We start from the raw sequence: 18,111 nt of genomic DNA, 5'->3' as shown, positions 1-18,111 counted from the left end.
ACGGGCAGCTCTCAAAGCAACCAATATGATAGATCAAATTAAAGACAAATTTTTTTCACTGTATCAGCAGGAGCCTTTATTGTTCCGGTCTCCGGGCCGCGTAAACCTGATAGGCGAGCACACCGATTATAACGAAGGCTTTGTACTGCCGGCTGCCATCAACAAAGAGATTTACTTTGCGGTAGCGCCCAACGGCACCCAAGCCTTCCGGGCCTACTCCTACGATATGGACGAAAGTGCCACCTTCGACCTGACGGAGGTGCAGCCAAGCCAGCTGGGTTGGGCTAATTACCTGCTGGGCGTAGTAGCGCAGTTTCAGAAGGCTGGTCACCACATTCCCGGTTTCGACCTGGTGTTTGGCGGCAATATTCCTATCGGAGCAGGCTTGTCTTCTTCGGCGGCAGTAGAGTGTGGCTTGGCGTTTGCGTTAAACCAGATCTATGGGTTAGGAGTAGAAAAATTTGATCTGGTAAAGATGGCGCAGAAAGCCGAGCATGAATATGCTGGCGTTATGTGCGGTATCATGGACCAGTTCGCCAGCATGTTCGGCAAAAGCGGGCATGTCGTGAAGCTGGATTGTCGCTCATTGGAATACGAATACTTTACCTCTGACCTGGACGAATACCGCATTGTGTTGCTCGACACGCAGGTAAAGCACTCGCTAGCCTCATCGGAATACAACACCCGCCGGCAGGAATGTGAGGCAGGCGTAGCTTTGCTCCGGCAGCACTACCCCCAGGTTAACAGCCTCCGCGACGTAACGGTGGAGATGCTGGAGAAGCATGAGCAGGAATTTGAACCGGTTACTTATAAACGTTGCCTGTATGTGGTGCAGGAGAATAACAGAGTATTAGAAGCTTGCCAGGACCTGGCGCAGGGCAATCTGAAAGGCTTCGGTGAAAAAATGTACGCCTCGCACGAAGGTTTGCAGCACCAGTACGAGGTAAGTTGCCCCGAACTTGATTTTCTGGTAGAGCAGGCGCGCAAGAACCAAGCTGTTCTGGGAGCCCGCATGATGGGCGGTGGCTTTGGCGGTTGCACCATTAATATTGTGCACGCCAATAAAATAGAGGAGTATACCCAGCAGGCAAGTACGGCTTACCAGGAACATTTCGGGCGGGAACCTAAAGTATATGTAGCCCAGATTGTGGATGGCAGCAGCCAGATCTCTTAACTGCGTTGCTATTTTACCTGATTTTCTGAACGTATGTCGCTTAGAGGCGGCAATAAATAATATAACTATATGAGTGCATTTGATTTAGAAGAGCACCCACACCGGCGCTACAACCCTTTAAAAGGAGAATGGGTGCTGGTATCGCCGCACCGGGCAAAAAGGCCCTGGCAAGGGCAGCAGGAGGCTGTAGAGAAAGAGGCCAGACCGGCATACGACCCCACCTGCTACCTGTGCCCCGGCAACACGCGCGTTAACGGTGAGCAGAACCCGGCCTACGAGGCAACATTTATTTTTCAAAACGATTTTGGAGCCTTGCAAGCCGATACGCCAGCTGGCTCATTTTCTAAAGGAGGTTTGCTGCAGGCAGAAAGTGAACGGGGCATTAGCAAGGTTATCTGTTTTTCGCCGCGCCACGACCTTACCCTCCCCGATATGGAGGTAGCTGACATCCGAAAGGTAGTGGATCTGTGGGAGGAGCAGTACCTGGAGCTTGGCAAACTCGACTTTATTAATTACGTGCAGATTTTCGAAAACAAAGGCCAGGTAATGGGCTGTAGTAATCCGCACCCGCATGGCCAGATCTGGGCACAGAGTTCGGTGCCAGGTGAGCCGGCAAAAGAAACGGTGCAGCAGGAGGCTTACTTTCAGGAGCATGGGCGGAGCTTACTATTCGATTATGTGCAGCTGGAACTGGAGGAGAAGCAACGTGTGGTATATCAGAATGAGCATTTTGCAGTTTTGGTACCATTCTGGGCTGTTTGGCCTTTCGAGACTATCATCATCAGCAAGCGCCATTTTCAGCACATCGCGCAGATGGACAGTAACGAGAAAGATGCTTTTGCCGATGCCATTAAAAAGTTGACGATGGCCTACGACAGAGTATTTAATATTTCTTTCCCTTATTCGGCTGGTATACATCAAAGCCCAACGGATGGGCAGGCTCATACAGGCTGGCATTTCCACATGCACTTTTACCCGCCACTGCTGCGGTCTGCCTCCGTTAAAAAATTTATGGTAGGCTACGAAATGTTAGGTGATCCGCAACGCGATATTACCCCGGAAGCCAGTGCAGACAGATTAAGAAATCTGGTTTAAACCTCCAAGTTTCTGTACTCAAACCAGCAGCGGCCACTCTTCAGTTGAGTGGCCGCTGCTGGTTTGAGTCGTTTTGTAGAAACAGGATCAGCCCCATTTGGTTAACAGGGCAATCAGATCTTCCTGGGTGAATGGTTTGCAGAGGTGGTCATTCATGCCGGCGGCCAGGCTTTTGTAAATATCATCTTTATAAGCGTTGGCCGAAAAGGCAATAATGGTTCCTGTAAAACCTGCTTTCCGGAGTTCGGCTGTGGCTTCCAATCCATCAATATCCGGCATTTGTATATCCATAAATATGATATCGAAGGGTGTGTCATGCGCTAATGTAATGGCTTCTTCGCCACTTAGGGCCGTGGTGACGGTAGCACCAAAATTTTCCAGAATATCCTGCATCAGGAAGATATTTATTTCATTATCGTCAACCACCAATATCTTCTTTTCCTTCTCTAGTCTAAAGTCCAGCTCCACCAGGTCAGCGGAAGTATCTTCAGGCTGATTGTTGGCTGCTTGTAGTTTCACAGTAAACCAGAAAGAAGAGCCCTGCTGCTTCCCCGGCGGTGGACTAACAACTCCTAACTCACCATCCAGAATAGCAACAAGCTTTTTACTGATGGTCAGTCCGAGTCCGAAACCACCGTAACGGCGCGAGGTAGATTGGTCTGACTGCGTAAAGGAATCGAAAATTATAGCTTGTTTGGCAGCCGGAATGCCTACGCCGGTATCGGTTACCGTGCAGGTGAGCAACAGGTTCTCCTGGTCAATTTTATCTACCCGGTGATGAATGGTAATGGCTCCGTTTTCGGTAAATTTTATGGCGTTGCTCACCAGGTTTATGAGAACCTGGTTTATGCGGTTTGGATCTCCGATAACGATTTCCGGAATGGCTTCATCAAATGTGTAGCTAAAAGCTACTTTCTTAGCTTGCGCCAGGTGTTTGTAGGGCTCCAGGTTGGCTGAAGCAGTAGTTCTTAAGTCGAAAGGTATCAGCTCCAACGATATTTTGTCCTGCTCTATCCGGTGCAGGTCCAGTATGTCGCTGAGGAGCTTGGTGAGGGTGGAGCCGGAGGTTTTTATCAGGTTCAGGTACTGTTTCTGAGACTTGTTCAGGTCGGTTTGCATGAGCAGGTCGGTAAAGCCCATTATCCCATTCAGTGGCGTCCTGATCTCGTGACTCATGCTGGACAGGAAATTGCTTTTGGCCTCGTTCGCTGCTTCGGCTTTGTTCTTGGCTTCTTTCAGTTCCTGCTCCGTTCGTTTAATTTCGGTTATGTCTTTGGCAATTATCAGGATGCCATCAATTTCCTTCTGGCTGTTCTTTAGATAAGAAAAAGAGCAGGAAACTGGCAAAGGGTTTTGGCGGTGTCGGGGCTGCAGCAGCAATTCCACGTTCAGGCATTTGCCTTCTGCCTTAAACTTGGTGTAGGCAGCCTGTAACCTAAGGGCATCGTTAGGGTGTACCAAATCTGCTAATTGCTGGCCCGCCACTTCTTCCTCCTTTAGGTCCAGCAGTTCCTCGAAGGCCTCGTTTACAGCGCGTACCGTAAGATCCGGGTTTAATATAACTAACATGTCCACCACACCCTGGTATATGCTTTGCATAAAGTCGCGGGAAACTGTAGAGCTCTTCAGCTCCTGACCCAGCATGCTTATCCCAGAAATAATGGCATCCAGTTCATCACCAGTTTCAGTCGCCTCTATCTGGTAATCGAAGTTTCCGTTGGCTACTTCTGCAATGAGCGAGATTATATCTTCTATTCTTTCTTTCAGAACTTTCACTTAAATAATTAGAATACTGTTCGTGAAGTGCATTAAAAAATCAGATGTAAATTTATCTGTTACACAGTTTCAAATAAATTGGCAAATACTTAAAGCCGGTCCGCTACTGAAATTTTCGGGCTCTAAATAAACTAATTAGATGCTGAAAATTTCAGTAGCGGAACTGGTGTTTAATTTGCCTTAACTTACGCCAACCTAAACAGGTGGTTATTCTTGTTCAATGGCAATGGTGGCCTGCATCATTTCCATTGTAAAATTATCTTTGGCTTGGTAGTACCCTACTTTTGGATAAAGTTTGGCTCCAAACTTCTTCTTTTCGATGGAAGCTGAGATGCCAAAATTAATTTTTCTACACTCAAGTGCATTGGCTCGTTTTACTACCTGCCACAGGGTCTGCCTGTAAACACCGTACTCCAGCAGGTAGGCGTAATCCATACCAATTAGGGCAGGGCTGTAAATTTGGTCGTGGTTGAGGTGGCACATGCAAACAGAAACAGGTAGTCTGTTGTCTGTGATTTCCTCTTTTAAATATAGCACTACAAATTCCCAGGCACTGTCTTCGTTCATCTGCTGGAACACATTTGCAGGGTAAACAAAGTTATTGATGCCAAAGTTATTGTTTTTTACATTTTTATAGAGCTCAATTGTATAGGCAAGCTCCTCCGGCGTGAGCTTACTTTTGATTTCAACGGTATAAAAAGGTTCGTTCCGCTTAACCTTCTGCACAAAGTTTTTCCGGTTTTTCCTGGAAAGTGTGCTTAGGAACTCCTGTTCCGATTTCCAGTCCAGATTTTCAACAACACAAGATTCCGGCAGGTCAATTTTAACGAAGTCGTGCTCTACCATAAACTCGTCCATTTCGGGGTCGGTTGCATTTAAATCCCGAAGCAGAATGTTACTGGCGTTTGTCTTTTCCTGTTCCTGATACAGTTCAGCTATCAGTGCCTTCAGTGCACTTTTCCAGTAAGGACTTTGCCGGTCGAGGTACATGTGGTTGCCTTCGGTGAACTGAGAGCCCATTAATATACCGGTGGAGGTGAGGTAATAGGGGTTCAGCAACCGCTCTTCTTCCATGGCTTTCGATATAGATGCTTCCGAGAACATGTCGTCTTTCTGGAGCGCGATTACTACAAAGGTCATGAGCACGATATTGCCTTCCGGACCCTCAACTACATAATACCTGAAATCCCAGTTGTTTTCTTTTTGATGATTGCCAGTAAAGGAATTCTCTAAAAATTTAAGTCCAGCCCAATCGAACAAGGCATTTTTACCCAGATAGGTGTTCCAGGTGGCTTCATTGAGTTCGGTTATGGAGTTGTAGCTTTTTAAGCGTAAAGTGCCATCCGATACGAGTTTCACCTGCGATTGGCTTTCCGGCAGCGGGGCCATTTTAAAAGCCTTCCTTATTTTGTCTACCGTCTGGTTTGTTTCAGCCAGTGCTTCGTTAAAATGCAACTGTAGCTTTGCCACCAGCTCAGCTATGTCTTCGTAAGAGTTGCTCCGCGATATGGTAATCCGGATGCCGATGTTTTTGGCGGGTACAGCTGGAAAAGTAGCAAGGTTAACGTAAATGCCATCGTTTAGCAATTGCTGTACCAGGTGGTTGCCCATGTCCATGGTGCCGGTGCCGATAAAGAATATCGGGCTGTTGCATTCGTGTACAAGCGGCAGGTTTGTCTGCTTTAGTAACTCGTTGAAATAGGCAATCTTATCCTGTAGTTCCTGCTGGTAACCTACGAGTTCATCGCTCATGTGTATTTTGGCAGAGGCAAGGGCAGCGCCTAGGGTCGCAGGCTCTATCTGAACCGAAAACGTGAGCGGGCCACCAAAGTTATTGACCTTGTTGTACCATTCTTCGTTCGGGAACAGCGACAGACCTCCGCAGGCCCCAAAGCCTTTGCCAAGGTTCGCGGTCAGAATCATTTTTCGGTAGAGTCCGCCTTCCATCTGGCTCATTACATAACCGGTGCCATGTTGGCCTGCCCAGCTCATGCCATGGGCATCGTCTACGTATAAGTGCAATTGCTCGTACTTTTCTGCTAAGGCTATCATTTCTTTGATAGGTGCAAAATCTCCGTACATAGAATACACACCATCAGCCATATACCAGATTCTGTCGAACTTGCTTCGCTGCTTCTTTATGCGTTCTTCCAGCATCTCCAGGTTATTGTGCCGGATCATCTCCACAGTAATACCCTGGCTCAGCATTTTCTTTACCGCTTCCTGCACGCTGGCATGCACCTGGTGGTCAAGTATAACCAAGTCCGTCTGCCTGATAATACTAGGGATGGTGGTGAGATGAGAAAGTGTACAATTTTTAGAAATAACAACAGGTGCATGGTACATTTCCTGTATCAAATTTTCTAATTCTCTGTATAATGGATTAGAGATGTAGGTTCTGGACATCGGGAATTGTGTGCCAAAGCGTTCTATGGCATCTATGGCGCCTTTCTTTATTTCCGGGTGGTGCTCCAGCCCCAGATATCCGCAGGTTCCAAAGTGCAGAACCTGCCGGCCGTTTAAGGTGAGGGTTTTTCCATTAAGGGTTTCGTCTTCGGCATGAAGGTGAATGATGCCTTTTTTCTTTGAAACGTTTAGTACAGAGTCAACTGTATCGAGCATATTGTTATGCCTGATTTTAGCCATATAATTAGTACATTTGCTTAGGTTACTAGTGTAACACCGCGGGGTCAGATTAATTCAAAACTTATGACAAATATTGACAAAAATAGCGACAGTAAGTCCAAAGAAACGGATTATATTGTTATGTCAATTGATAACGGCATTTTTCTATGCAACTTTAAAAAAATTGAGCTACTGAATCTTGAAATAGCACAAAAATGTGTACAGGATAGGTTGGAACTTATTGCAGGCACAGCATACCCCAGCTTTTTTGACATCACCAAAGTCCGGAACACCACCAAAGAAGCACGCGATTTTATAGCAAAAGAAGGAAACGAACTGGTTACAGCCACTGCCTTGCTGGTTACCTCTCCTGTACTCCGTATGATGGCTAATTTTTACATAGCCGTTAACAAACCTAAAAACCCGAGCCGCATGTTTACCGATAAAAGAGCCGCCCTCGACTGGCTGGCACAATATAAAGCTAACTACTGCTTGGTACTTTTGCTATCGGTGTGTGTGCAGGCAAGTATAGCCGTAGTAATTTGTTAAGCTTAAGTAAAGGTAAAACAGGAGGAACCTCTTTTAGAGCTACGCATTGCTGTGGCCATCAGCAGGCTGCCAAAAATTAAGTGAACAGTAAAGTTCTATAAGTAGCACTCTTCTATCTGCCTAATTATTGTTGCGGTGCCACGGCATAGCACTAATATAACATGGCGTGAGCGTCCTCGGACTTGGCTCTTATACCGCAGTCTTGAGCTGCCTGAAAAGACTAGCGGATTGCAGGCCACTCTGGTGCAAATTGGGTACAACATGCTAAGTGCATGCAACTAAAATTTACCGGATAGATTAAATTTGAGTTCATTTAGAGAATTCAAATAATCGGAGTGTATAACATATGCAGGGGTAGTAATAACTATCTATGCTGAAAGTTTAGCGTAACGTAACTTGTGGTTTAACATAATGGCAAGTTTTCAAAACTAGCGAATACCTCCTGCTTTCACTTTTGCGCAAGTTGATAACTTGCCTCATTTCTCCCACTAGTTGCGGCTGCGCCTAAACTTGCGGTATACATAGAAAAATAGCTATAACAATAGCTCGTAATATGTTATGCTCTCAAATTATTCGAATGAAAATAACCTTCCAAAGGATTTTCGTCCGAATTTTGCCAAGGGTCTGCCCGATATATTTTTTATTGCATGCACTTAACGGCTCGTAGGCCGCTGGTGTAAAATAGATGAAATAAGAGACGCGTTTAGTTATAGATTGTAAAGAGTCAGCTTGCCCTAACCTGATTTTACCCAGAGTTTTCGGGATAATGTTACGACCTGTAAGCCTGCACTAGCGAAAAACACTTTGCACTAAGTGCTGGATTTTTCCCTGTAAAATGAGTTTTCAAAGGAGACAAAAAAATTAGTGCGTAACATTAGTAATTAGTTGTATAGCCATTTGCACGTCATTTAAACACTACTGCTTTCCGGTAATAAACCTTTATTGTACTTACCTGGCTGTAGATTGCCTGATCATGAGCAAAGGTTCCAGCACCACACGTTCCGGTTCTGCTTCATAAAACTTTTTGTTTTTTGACAGCTTCAGAAATAAATTAGCTACTTCCTCGCCCATTTTCACGGTTTGCTGATCTATAGTTGAGAGGGTAGGAGTGATGTAGGCTCCAAAAGCTTCGTTTGCAAACCCAATAACGCCCACCTGGTCGGGTACCGTAATGCCATGCGCTAATAGCTGGTGTATGGCACCCATGGCCATATAATCTTCGAGTGCAAAAATGGCATCGAACTGTACCTGCTTTTCCAGTAGCGCATCCACACAGGTCTTTCCATATTCCATCGATATGTTTCCCCTGAAAACCAGGTTCTCATCAAAAGGCAGATCGTAATACGCCAGGGCATCAGTGTAGCCGCGTAGCCGTTCGCTAAAAATAGGCAGGTTCCGCTCCGAAGAGATGTGCACAATGCGTTTATAGCCTTTCCGGATCAGGTGCTCTGTGGCCATAAACCCTCCTTTATAGTCGTTGATCGTAACGGATGGCACCTGGAGTTCATCTAATGTCCGGTCGAAAAAGAGCAAGGGCACATTCCGTTTCTTTATTTCAGTGTAGTGCTCGTACTGAAAAGTTTCTGCCGTTACAGAGGCAATAATACCATCTACCCGCGATGCCAGAAAAGTGGCAATTCCTTTCGTTTCCTGCTTCAGCGATTCGTTAGACTGGTAGAGCAGGATACTGTAGCCATTCTCATGCATAACGCGCTCAATACCGTGTACTACGGAGCTGAAGAAGGAGACATCGAGGCTCGGCACCACCACGCCTATAATATTGGTGCGACCGGAGCGTAAGGAGGAGGCTACTTTATTTTGCCGGTACCCGAGTCGTTTAGCAGTTTCGCGCACAGCCTCTTTGGTGGTTACACTAATGGCGGGGTGGTCGTTTAGGGCTCTTGCCACCGTAGAAAAGGTTATGTTCAGTTCGCGGGCAATATCATGGATGGTTACTTTCTGCACTTTTTGTCTTTTTGGTTATGCTATGGCGCTTTTACAAAGGTAGATGAAGGTTGCCTTTCTTCTACATGTTTAATCGTTAAAGAAAAATAATTTAAACATAATTGCAGATAAATTTTTGGATTTCAAAACTTTCTTTTAAGTTTATGCCAACGTTGGCATAAACTTATGCGCATTAGCCCAGGAAAGTGTTATAAACCTGCTAAAGTATGGGTTGATTTAAGCTGTTAAAAATTCGTAAAATATGCTCCTATTAGGAATAGATGTTGGCACTTCGTCCATTAAAGTGTCGGTAGTAGATGCTGCCACCCAGCAGTGTGTGGCTTCGGCACAATATCCTGAAGTAGAGTCAGGCATTATCGCGCACCAGGCGGGGTGGGCAGAGCAGTCGCCCGATATGTGGTGGGAGCATGTGCAGGCCGCCATAAAAAAAGTGAATGCAAACGCCGGGTTTAATCCTGCAGACATAGGCTCCATTGGCATTGCCTACCAAATGCACGGACTGGTAGTGGTAGACCGGGAGCAGCGTGTAATCCGCGATTCCATTATCTGGTGCGACAGCCGGGCTGTGGCCATAGGCGAGGGAGCCCTGCAAGCCATCGGCGAAGAGCGAAGCCTGGCGCACCTGCTCAACTCGCCAGGAAACTTCACGGCATCTAAATTGGCCTGGGTAAAGCAAAACGAACCTGAAAAATACGAGCAGATATATAAAGCCATGCTTCCCGGCGATTTTATTTCCATGAAACTCACAGGCGAGATCACTACCAGTATTTCTGCGCTTTCGGAAGGAGTTTTCTGGGATTTTCAGGAGGACCAGCTCTCGGAAGATGTGCTCGGGTACTTTGGCTTCGACAAGGCGCTGATTCCGGAGATCAAACCAGTGTTTTCGGAGCATGGGCAGCTGAAGCGTGAGATCGCGGCAACTTTAGGCCTTTCAGAAGGAATTCCGGTAACGTATAAATCAGGTGATCAGCCGAACAACGCGCTTTCGTTAAACGTGCTGAAACCAGGCGAAGTCGCTGCCACGGCAGGAACATCAGGCGTAATTTATGGCGTAAGCGACCAACTGGTATATGATCCGCAGTCGCGGGTAAACACATTTGCGCACGTTAACTATGCCAGCCATGAGAAGCGGGTAGGGGTGCTGCTATGCATTAACGGCACCGGCATTCTGAACCGCTGGACAAAAGATATGATCGGTTCCAGCATCAGCTACGCCGACATGAACAGCCTCGGCAGCCAGGTGGCTATCGGCAGCGATGGGCTGCGGGTGCTGCCTTTTGGCAACGGTGCAGAGCGCATGCTCAACAACAAAATAATAGGTGCTCATTTCGAGAACATCGACCTTTACAAGCACACGCAGCCGCACATTTTCAGGGCGGTGCAGGAAGGCATTGCATTTGCCTTCCGGTATGGCCTCGATATTATGCGCGAAAACGGCATGAATCCTACGGTTATCAGGGCAGGCAGAGCTAATATGTTTTTAAGCCCGCTGTTTACCGAAGCGTTTGTTAATGCCACCAACGTGCCGGTGGAGCTATACCCAAGCGATGGTAGCGTTGGCGCAGCTTTGGGTGCAGGAATTGGGGCAAAAACCTATGCCTCCGGCGACGAAGCTTTCAGTAACACACACCCTTTGCAGTTAATAGAACCCCAGACGGCCGCACAATACGAGCCGGTATACCAGGAGTGGAAAACGCTTCTGCAAGATAAACTAACCAGAATTTAATTATCACATCAACAGTAGAAAACACAAAACAACATGGCAAACATAGTTTTAGGCGACAAAGAGTTTTTTAAAGGAATTGGCCAGATTCAGTTCGAAGGCCTTGAGTCTGATAATCCGCTGGCTTACCGCTGGTACGACGAGAACCGCGTGGTAGCAGGCAAAACCATGAAAGAGCACCTGCGCTTTGCAGTAGCTTACTGGCACTCATTTAACGGCAACGGCTCCGACCCTTTTGGCGGCGCTACGCATGTTTTCCCATGGGATGAAAAATCGGATGCTGTAGAAAGAGCGAAAGACAAGATGGATGCCGCTTTTGAGTTTATGACCAAAATCAACATGCCATACTACTGTTTCCATGATGTGGATGTGGTGGATTACGGCAATGATGTGGTAGAGAACGAGCGCCGGCTGCAGACCCTGGTGGAGTACGCGCAACAGAAGCAAAAAGAAAGCGGCATGAAGCTTTTATGGGGCACAGCCAACCTGTTCTCGCACAGCAGGTACATGAACGGAGCTTCTACAAACCCAGATTTTCATGTGCTGGCGCATGGTGCAGCCCAGGTAAAAGCTGCCCTTGATGCGACTATTGCCTTAAATGGCGAGAACTACGTGTTCTGGGGAGGAAGAGAAGGTTACATGACCCTGCTCAACACCAACATGAAACGCGAGAAAGAGCACTTTGCCCAGTTCCTGCACGCGGCCAAAGACTATGCCCGCAAGCAAGGGTTTAAAGGCCAGTTCTTTATTGAGCCGAAACCAGCCGAGCCATCGAAGCACCAATATGATTTTGATGCGGAAACAGTAATTGGTTTCCTGCGCCAGCACGACCTGCTCAACGATTTCAGCCTGAACCTGGAAGTGAACCATGCCACCCTGGCCGGCCATACCTTTGAGCACGAGCTGCAGGTAGCTGTAGATGCTGGCTTGTTAGGTTCTATAGATGCCAACCGTGGTGACTATCAGAACGGCTGGGATACCGACCAGTTCCCGGTAAACATAAACGAACTTACAGAGGCGATGCTGATAATTTTGCAGGCTGGTGGCTTTAAAGGAGGCGGTATTAATTTCGATGCCAAAATCAGAAGAAACTCCACCGACCCTGCCGACCTGTTCTACGCGCACATTGGTGGTGCCGATGCCTTTGCAAGAGCACTTGTAACAGCCGATAATATTCTGCAGAAATCAGATTATAAGAAAATAAGAGAAGAGCGATACGCCTCTTTCGACAGCGGTAAAGGCAAAGCATTTGAGGAAGGTAAACTGAGCCTGGAAGATCTGCGGGCCTATGCCATAGAGCACGGTGAGCCGGAGACGCGCAGCGGCAAACAAGAGTACCTCGAAAACCTGATCAACCGATACATATAATCACAACACAAAGCTAGTTCAGAGGCTTCCCGGTTTTTCCGGGAAGCCTTTTTGTTTTTAGGGCTGTTCCTTTAGCTGGTTTATGAAGTCAATTTTTATGATGTTAGGTGAACAGAAACTGCCAGACTCAATTTATTCGAATAAAAATAGCCTTCGGAAGAGTTTTTGCCTGTTTTCTGCCAAGGGTATGACCTGCTTTAAAAGGTATAACTGCCTGCAAACTCCAGCTACTGCTTCTCCCATAACAGCCATAAAGTGGCAAACCTCCTTTCTATAACTGTTGGCAGTATAAAGTTGAAAGGCAGTCGGAAAATTTTCTATACAAATAATGTATATACATGTAATTGATTTGCTAGATTTGCCGTATGCTTACTAACAGCTGCCGGAGCCGGCCTAAAGTAGCAGTCAAAATAAAAATGAAGATATGTCAGCATTATTTCAGCCACTTACTATACGAGAAGTAACTTTAAAGAACAGAATTGCCATGTCGCCGATGTGCATGTACAGCAGCGAGGATGGGTTTGTAAACGATTGGCATTTTGTACACTATGGTAGCAGGGCAGTAGGAGGTGCCGGTTTAATTCTGGTGGAGGCGACAGCAGTAGCCCCGGAGGGCAGAATTACGCCCGATGACCTGGGTATCTGGAAGGATGAACACATAGAAGGGTTGCGCAAAATTAGCGGGTTTATGAAGCAGCACGGTGCCGTTCCGGGCATACAGCTAGCCCATGCCGGCCGGAAAGCCAGCCACCAAAGCCCCTGGAAAGGTGGAGCAGCCATACCTGTCGCAGAGCAAAACGGTTGGGAAACAGTAGCGCCCAGCGCCATACCTTTTTCAGAACAAGAGCCTGCGCCACATGCCTTAACGGTAACGGAAATACAGCAGGTTATTACCAGTTTTAAAGCAGCTGCCAGTCGTGCTCTGGAAGCAGGGTTTCAGGTGCTAGAAATTCATGGGGCGCATGGGTACCTGCTGCACGAGTTTCTGTCGCCACTGAGCAACACCCGCACCGACGACTACGGCGGCTCCTTCGAAAACCGCATCCGGCTTATAACAGAAGTGACACTGGCGATTCGCTGCGTCTGGCCGGAGGAGTTTCCGCTGTTTGTAAGGTTATCGGCTACCGACTGGACAGAGGGCGGCTGGACTGCAGAAGACTCTGTAAGGCTGGCAAAGGTGCTGCAGGAGAACGGTGTAGATTTAATTGACTGCTCTACCGGCGGTAACGTGCCAGCAGCTAAAATTCCGGTGGAGCCGGGCTACCAGGTTCCGTTTGCCGAACGCATTAAAAAAGAAGCGGGCGTACGAACAGGTGCTGTCGGCCTGATAACTGATGCAAAGCAGGCGGAGAGAATTATTGCCGACGGTAAAGCTGACCTGGTGTTACTGGCCCGGGAGTTTCTGCGAGATCCTTACTTCCCGCTACACGCCGCTCATGAGTTGCAAGCTAGCCCTCAGTGGCCGCTGCAATACGAGCGCGCCAAACCTAGATAAAGGCCCCTGACCCTTGGATACTTTTAGGCCTTTTCTTCTCCGGAGGCCATTTTCATTAGAATAATCTGTTAACGCAGCGCTTCCATGAAACAAGTAAGGCGCAGACTTTTGGAGGTGAGAATAAGTGAGTATGTGAGAAAACAAGAAAAATTTATAGCTCCAGGTTAGCAGGATGATCTTTATGAGGTTTCATGCAACATAACAGGATAAAACAAAAGACCCTCTCACTCACTCACTCCTAAGGCCGGAGTGCCGCCAATGGGGCTGTAATAGCAGAAAAAATTAATATTTGATCGGGTAAAATAAATCTTTGTTGCCATTTACCGTAAACACCTGAAAAGTTGCAGACCCCATATAAACTGCAGCTGTTTTCAGCCAAAAATATACCGTACAACCTATGCTCAATTTCGACAAGCTCTCCTTAAACATACCAGACACAACCAAGCCCAGAGTTGTAATAATTGGTGGTGGATTTGGTGGGATTAACCTCGCCAAAAAGCTTTCGGGCAAACATTTTCAGGTAGTGATGTTCGATAAACAGAATTACCATGGTTTCTGGCCTCTGCTCTACCAGGTGGCTACGGCCGGCCTCGAACCAGATGCTATTGCAGAACCACTTCGTAAAATGTTCGGCTCCGACGATTATGAGGATTTTCATTTCCGGCTGGTGCGCGTAACAGGTATTTACCATGCTACCAACACGGTTGCCACGCTCATCGGCGACCTGCAGTACGATTACCTGGTAATAGCCACCGGCACCAAGCCTAACTTTTTCGGTAATGAGCAAATTCAGCGGTATTCTTTTCCGCTTAAGCACATTCCGGATGCCCTGAACCTGCGTAGCCAACTGCTGCAGTGTTTCGAACAGGCCAGCATGACCAAAGACCAGGAAATACGGCACAGCCTGCTAAACTTTGTGATAGTAGGAGGAGGGCCTACCGGTGTGGAACTGGCTGGTGCGCTGGCAGAAATGCGGACACACATTTTACCAACCGATTATCCCGGCCTTGATTTCAGTAAAATGAATATTTACCTGATCGAAGGTCTGGACAGGGTGTTACCGCCCATGGACCCCAAATCGAGTGAGAAAACACACCGTTACCTCGAAAAGCTTGGCATTGTTGTAAAGCTGAGCACATTGGTGGAGTCTTATGACGGGCTCACGGTAATGCTGAAGGGAGGCGAACAGATAAAAGCGCATACGCTGATCTGGGCTGCCGGTGTATCAGGAGCCTTGGTCGATGGTTTACCTGCTGAATCGGTGGAGCGTGGCCGTATTCTGGTGAACCCTTTTAGCCAGGTAATTGGCTTCAATAATATTTTCGCCATAGGCGATATTGCTTTTATGAAAACCGAGAAGTACCCGCGTGGGCATCCGGGGGTGGCACAGCCTGCCATGCAGCAAGGTAAATTGCTCGCTAAAAACCTGAGACGGCTAATAAAGGGCGAGAAGCTGGAGCCCTTCGAGTACCTCGACAAAGGCTCGCTGGCTATTATTGGCCGTAACCGTGCTGTAGCCGACCTGCCGGGTAACCTGCACCTGAGTGGTTTCTTCGCCTGGATTATCTGGTTATTTGTGCACATCATGTACCTGGTCGGTTTCCGGAACAAGCTCGTAGTTATCAGTAACTGGATGTACAGGTTCTTTACCTTTGAGCGTGGCACGCGCCTTATTATCAGGCCTTTTGTGCGCAAAGGTGACAAGAGTGCCCGCGATTTCTTTAAAAAATATAACCCGGATTCTTAGGAAACTATAGAAACAAAAACTGAAAAAGCAGCAGGTAAATACTGCCTGCCCATTGTAGGAGGGAAGGAGCCAACAGGTTTTTTCCCTCCTCTTTTTACAAACTATCTAAAAAATAGCAGCATGAACTACAAATTGCTCGGTAAATCGGACCTGCAGGTAAGTGAAATTAGCTTTGGTTGCATGTCGTTAGGTGATGACGATAAAGCCGGCAAAGCCTTACTCCACAAAGCGCTGGATCAAGGTATTAATTTTTTCGATACCGCTGACCTGTACCAGAACGGCCAGAACGAGGCACTTGTTGGAAATGCCTTTAAAGGCATGCGCGATAAGGTCGTGCTGGCCACAAAAGTAGGTAACCAGATGCGCCTCGATGGCAATGGCTGGGACTGGAACCCGACCAAAGCTTACATTTTACAAGCGGTTGAAAAAAGCCTGAAGCGGCTCCAGACAGATTACATCGACCTTTACCAACTGCACGGAGGCACTTTAGAGGATCCCATCGACGAAACTATAGAAGCTTTCGAAATGCTGCAGCAGCAAGGCAAAATCAGGTATTATGGTATTTCCTCCATCAGGCCAAATGTAATTCGGGAGTATGTGCAGCGCTCGAAGCTGGTAAGCGTGATGATGCAGTACAGCCTCCTGGACCGTCGGCCTGAAGAGGAAAGCCTGGCGCTGTTGCAGGAAAATGGAGTAGGTGTGCTGGCAAGGGGCAGTTATGCACAAGGCTTGCTGCTGGGCAAATCTCCGAAGCCATACCTGGGGTATTCCGGAGGGCAGGTTACTGCAGCTGCTGCGGCTGTTGCGGAGGTGGCAGGGCAGGAGCGGAGTGAGGCAGAGGTGGCAGCCCGTTTTGTGTTGCACCACCCGGCTATTACCTCGGCAGTGGTAGGTATCCGAACGCAAAAGCAGCTGCAGGAGGCAATACAGGTAGCTGCAGCTGATGACCTGACAGAGGAGCAGGTTCAAAAGCTGCGTAGCGCGTTGCAGGCTAATACCTATGAACAGCACCGGTAACTACTTCAACGTAATTACCGATGCCACTGTGTCTAAACTGCACCGCCACATTTCAAAATTTACTACTGCTCCAGTTGCCGTAAGTTTTTCGTTTCAGGAACCTGCAATTGTTCCTTCAGACGCTCGCAGGAGCTGCGCACGCTGCGAGGTCTTGGCCGTCCAGTTCTCCAAAATAATTCAAACAGCAGGAAAAAATATTAGGTCGTGATACGAATTTCGTCATCGCTTTTCCTGTTTCTCAAAGCAGTACAATCTGAAAATTTAGCAAGTCATGAAAGAGCTAAAAGTAGCTAACTGTTTAAGGACCCTTGGCTAAATTTTCTTTAAAAAGCTTCCAGAGGCCTTTTTTATGCCAATAATTTAGTTGCGGGGTCCTTCTTCCAGTGTTATTGCTGTTCCCACCAGCGGGTGGTATAGGAGGCGGTTTGGTTCAGGTCGATGGTTTCTCCGATGCGGGGTGTGGCCATGTTTACGTTCAGCTCCTTTGCTTTGGCACTTGCACGCTCTATAGGGTCGGTCCAGGAGTGGAGGGCCAGTGAAAATGCTCCCCAATGGATGGGCATCAGCAGCTTGCCCTGCACGTCCAGAAACGCCTGCACCGTCTGCTCCGGAAACATATGGATGTTCTCCCAGCGCTCGTTGTATTGGCCGCATTCCATCATGGCAATGTCGAAAGGTCCGTATTTCTCACCGATTTCTTTAAAGTGAGGGCCATAGCCACTGTCGCCACTAAAGTACAGGTTCTTGCTACCAGATTTTATAACCCACGATGCCCATAAGGTTGAGAAGCGGTCGAAAAGGCCTCTGCCTGAAAAGTGCCTGGCTGGTGTACAGATAAAGGTGAAGCCACCATGTGTCGCCTCGTCGCCCCACTTCATTTCATGAATCTTCTTTTCGTCAATACCCCATGCTGCCAGGTGAGCGCCAACGCCCAGGGGCGTGTAAAACGCATCTACCTTATCTTTCAGCTTCTGTATAGAACTGTAGTCGAGGTGGTCGTAGTGGTCGTGCGAAATAATAACTGCATCGATGTGTGGCAGTTTAGCTACATCTATGGGTATATCAGCAGCATAGCGTTTAGAGCCAAAGAACGGGACCGGCGAAGGCGACTCGCCCAGCATCGGATCGAGCAGAATGTTTTTTCCTTCCAGCTCCAGCAGAAAAGCCGAATGGCCAAACCAGGTTAGCCGTGCTTCGTCGGCAGACCGGTCTGCAATTGACAGCGAGTCTAGTTTGTGTACCGGCAACTGGTGGCTCGGCTGGCGACTGGGGTCTCCTTTTATAAAATCGCGCATGGTGCTAACCGTTTCTCCAAAGCTCATGTCCATTGAGGTAGGCACCTGGTTCTGGAATTTGCCATCGTCGTAATAGCTTAGCTCCTTAAAACTAGCTTGTTGAGCAGTAGTGGGTTTGCCACCAAACTGAGGACTCACGTTCATGAAAATAGCACCTCCGAGAATGATAACACCGAAGAAGCTGCCAATTAGTATTCCTATCATTTTTAATGTTTTTTTTAGTGATTGCATAGTTTTATTTTATGGTACTTACGGCAGGATGATAACTGCTAGAAAGGCTTT

The 18,111-nt window shown here is 47.5% G+C and carries 12 protein-coding genes; 8 read left to right on the top strand and 4 right to left on the bottom strand.

The genetic code is table 11. From position 1 onward, the window contains the following. The first annotated feature begins 25 nt into the window (after nucleotides 1–25). Together FVR03_RS01725 and FVR03_RS01720 are read left to right on the top strand one after the other, a co-directional pair. Nucleotides 26–1,174: a galactokinase gene (locus tag FVR03_RS01725; RefSeq protein ID WP_147920036.1), complete on the top strand. Its 1,149-nt coding sequence runs from the start codon at nucleotides 26–28 to the stop codon at nucleotides 1,172–1,174. Nucleotides 1,175–1,243: 69 nt separating this feature from the next. Beyond that, entirely contained in the window at nucleotides 1,244–2,269 is a 1,026-nt protein-coding gene (locus tag FVR03_RS01720) for a UDP-glucose--hexose-1-phosphate uridylyltransferase (protein WP_147920035.1), read from the top strand. 87 nt (nucleotides 2,270–2,356) lie between these two features. On the opposite strand, the gene FVR03_RS01715 is transcribed toward FVR03_RS01720, so the two are convergent. Then, on the bottom strand, nucleotides 2,357–4,045 hold the full coding sequence (locus FVR03_RS01715; RefSeq protein WP_147920034.1) for a PAS domain-containing hybrid sensor histidine kinase/response regulator: 1,689 nt from the start codon (nucleotides 4,043–4,045) through the stop codon (nucleotides 2,357–2,359). A 207-nt stretch (nucleotides 4,046–4,252) separates the two neighbouring features. Then, nucleotides 4,253–6,667 carry a bifunctional aminotransferase class I/II-fold pyridoxal phosphate-dependent enzyme/GNAT family N-acetyltransferase gene (locus FVR03_RS01710; protein ID WP_187270003.1) on the bottom strand — a complete coding sequence of 805 codons (2,415 nt, stop codon included), beginning with the start codon at nucleotides 6,665–6,667 and terminating at the stop codon, nucleotides 4,253–4,255. A gap of 144 nt (nucleotides 6,668–6,811) precedes the next feature. Between FVR03_RS01710 and FVR03_RS01705 the strand changes: the two genes are divergently transcribed. Then, complete coding sequence (locus FVR03_RS01705) at nucleotides 6,812–7,219, top strand: DUF7793 family protein (RefSeq protein ID WP_147920032.1); 408 nt, start codon at nucleotides 6,812–6,814, stop codon at nucleotides 7,217–7,219. Between the two features lie 948 nt (nucleotides 7,220–8,167). Here FVR03_RS01705 and FVR03_RS01700 read toward each other — a convergent pair. Then, nucleotides 8,168–9,184 carry a LacI family DNA-binding transcriptional regulator gene (locus FVR03_RS01700; protein ID WP_147920031.1) on the bottom strand — a complete coding sequence of 339 codons (1,017 nt, stop codon included), beginning with the start codon at nucleotides 9,182–9,184 and terminating at the stop codon, nucleotides 8,168–8,170. Nucleotides 9,185–9,425: 241 nt separating this feature from the next. On the opposite strand from FVR03_RS01700, the gene FVR03_RS01695 reads away from it, so the two are divergent. The 5 genes from FVR03_RS01695 (at nucleotide 9,426) to FVR03_RS01675 (ending at nucleotide 16,534) form a co-directional block, all read left to right on the top strand. Further along, on the top strand, nucleotides 9,426–10,910 hold the full coding sequence (locus FVR03_RS01695) for a xylulokinase (protein ID WP_147920030.1): 1,485 nt from the start codon (nucleotides 9,426–9,428) through the stop codon (nucleotides 10,908–10,910). A gap of 33 nt (nucleotides 10,911–10,943) precedes the next feature. Further along, the gene (xylA, locus tag FVR03_RS01690; RefSeq protein ID WP_147920029.1) at nucleotides 10,944–12,275 is read left to right on the top strand and encodes a xylose isomerase; all 1,332 of its coding nucleotides are present in this window, start codon (nucleotides 10,944–10,946) and stop codon (nucleotides 12,273–12,275) included. A 424-nt stretch (nucleotides 12,276–12,699) separates the two neighbouring features. Then, nucleotides 12,700–13,770 carry an NADPH dehydrogenase NamA gene (gene namA, locus FVR03_RS01685; protein WP_147920028.1) on the top strand — a complete coding sequence of 357 codons (1,071 nt, stop codon included), beginning with the start codon at nucleotides 12,700–12,702 and terminating at the stop codon, nucleotides 13,768–13,770. A 397-nt stretch (nucleotides 13,771–14,167) separates the two neighbouring features. Next, nucleotides 14,168–15,517, top strand: a complete 1,350-nt coding sequence (locus tag FVR03_RS01680; protein WP_147920027.1) for an NAD(P)/FAD-dependent oxidoreductase — start codon at nucleotides 14,168–14,170, stop codon at nucleotides 15,515–15,517. Between the two features lie 120 nt (nucleotides 15,518–15,637). Continuing rightward, complete coding sequence (locus tag FVR03_RS01675; protein WP_147920026.1) at nucleotides 15,638–16,534, top strand: aldo/keto reductase; 897 nt, start codon at nucleotides 15,638–15,640, stop codon at nucleotides 16,532–16,534. 386 nt (nucleotides 16,535–16,920) lie between these two features. On the opposite strand, the gene FVR03_RS01670 is transcribed toward FVR03_RS01675, so the two are convergent. After that, on the bottom strand, nucleotides 16,921–18,033 hold the full coding sequence (locus FVR03_RS01670) for an MBL fold metallo-hydrolase (RefSeq protein WP_147920025.1): 1,113 nt from the start codon (nucleotides 18,031–18,033) through the stop codon (nucleotides 16,921–16,923). Nucleotides 18,034–18,111 lie beyond the last annotated feature (78 nt).

Source organism: Pontibacter qinzhouensis (assembly GCF_008017455.1).
Classification (GTDB): Bacteria; Bacteroidota; Bacteroidia; order Cytophagales; family Hymenobacteraceae; genus Pontibacter; species Pontibacter qinzhouensis.
This window is presented reverse-complemented; position numbering and strand designations above follow the sequence as displayed.

What these genes read in the sequence shown, in the direction of transcription:
- FVR03_RS01725 (WP_147920036.1), top strand. Translation starts at nt 26, where the DNA reads ATGATAGATCAAATTAAAGACAAATTTTTTTCACTGTATCAGCAGGAG.
- FVR03_RS01720 (WP_147920035.1), top strand. Translation starts at nt 1,244, where the DNA reads ATGAGTGCATTTGATTTAGAAGAGCACCCACACCGGCGCTACAACCCT.
- FVR03_RS01710 (WP_187270003.1), bottom strand. Translation starts at nt 6,667, where the DNA reads ATGCTCGATACAGTTGACTCTGTACTAAACGTTTCAAAGAAAAAAGGC.
- FVR03_RS01705 (WP_147920032.1), top strand. Translation starts at nt 6,812, where the DNA reads ATGTCAATTGATAACGGCATTTTTCTATGCAACTTTAAAAAAATTGAG.
- FVR03_RS01695 (WP_147920030.1), top strand. Translation starts at nt 9,426, where the DNA reads ATGCTCCTATTAGGAATAGATGTTGGCACTTCGTCCATTAAAGTGTCG.
- xylA (WP_147920029.1), top strand. Translation starts at nt 10,944, where the DNA reads ATGGCAAACATAGTTTTAGGCGACAAAGAGTTTTTTAAAGGAATTGGC.
- namA (WP_147920028.1), top strand. Translation starts at nt 12,700, where the DNA reads ATGTCAGCATTATTTCAGCCACTTACTATACGAGAAGTAACTTTAAAG.
- FVR03_RS01680 (WP_147920027.1), top strand. Translation starts at nt 14,168, where the DNA reads ATGCTCAATTTCGACAAGCTCTCCTTAAACATACCAGACACAACCAAG.
- FVR03_RS01675 (WP_147920026.1), top strand. Translation starts at nt 15,638, where the DNA reads ATGAACTACAAATTGCTCGGTAAATCGGACCTGCAGGTAAGTGAAATT.
- FVR03_RS01670 (WP_147920025.1), bottom strand. Translation starts at nt 18,033, where the DNA reads ATGATAGGAATACTAATTGGCAGCTTCTTCGGTGTTATCATTCTCGGA.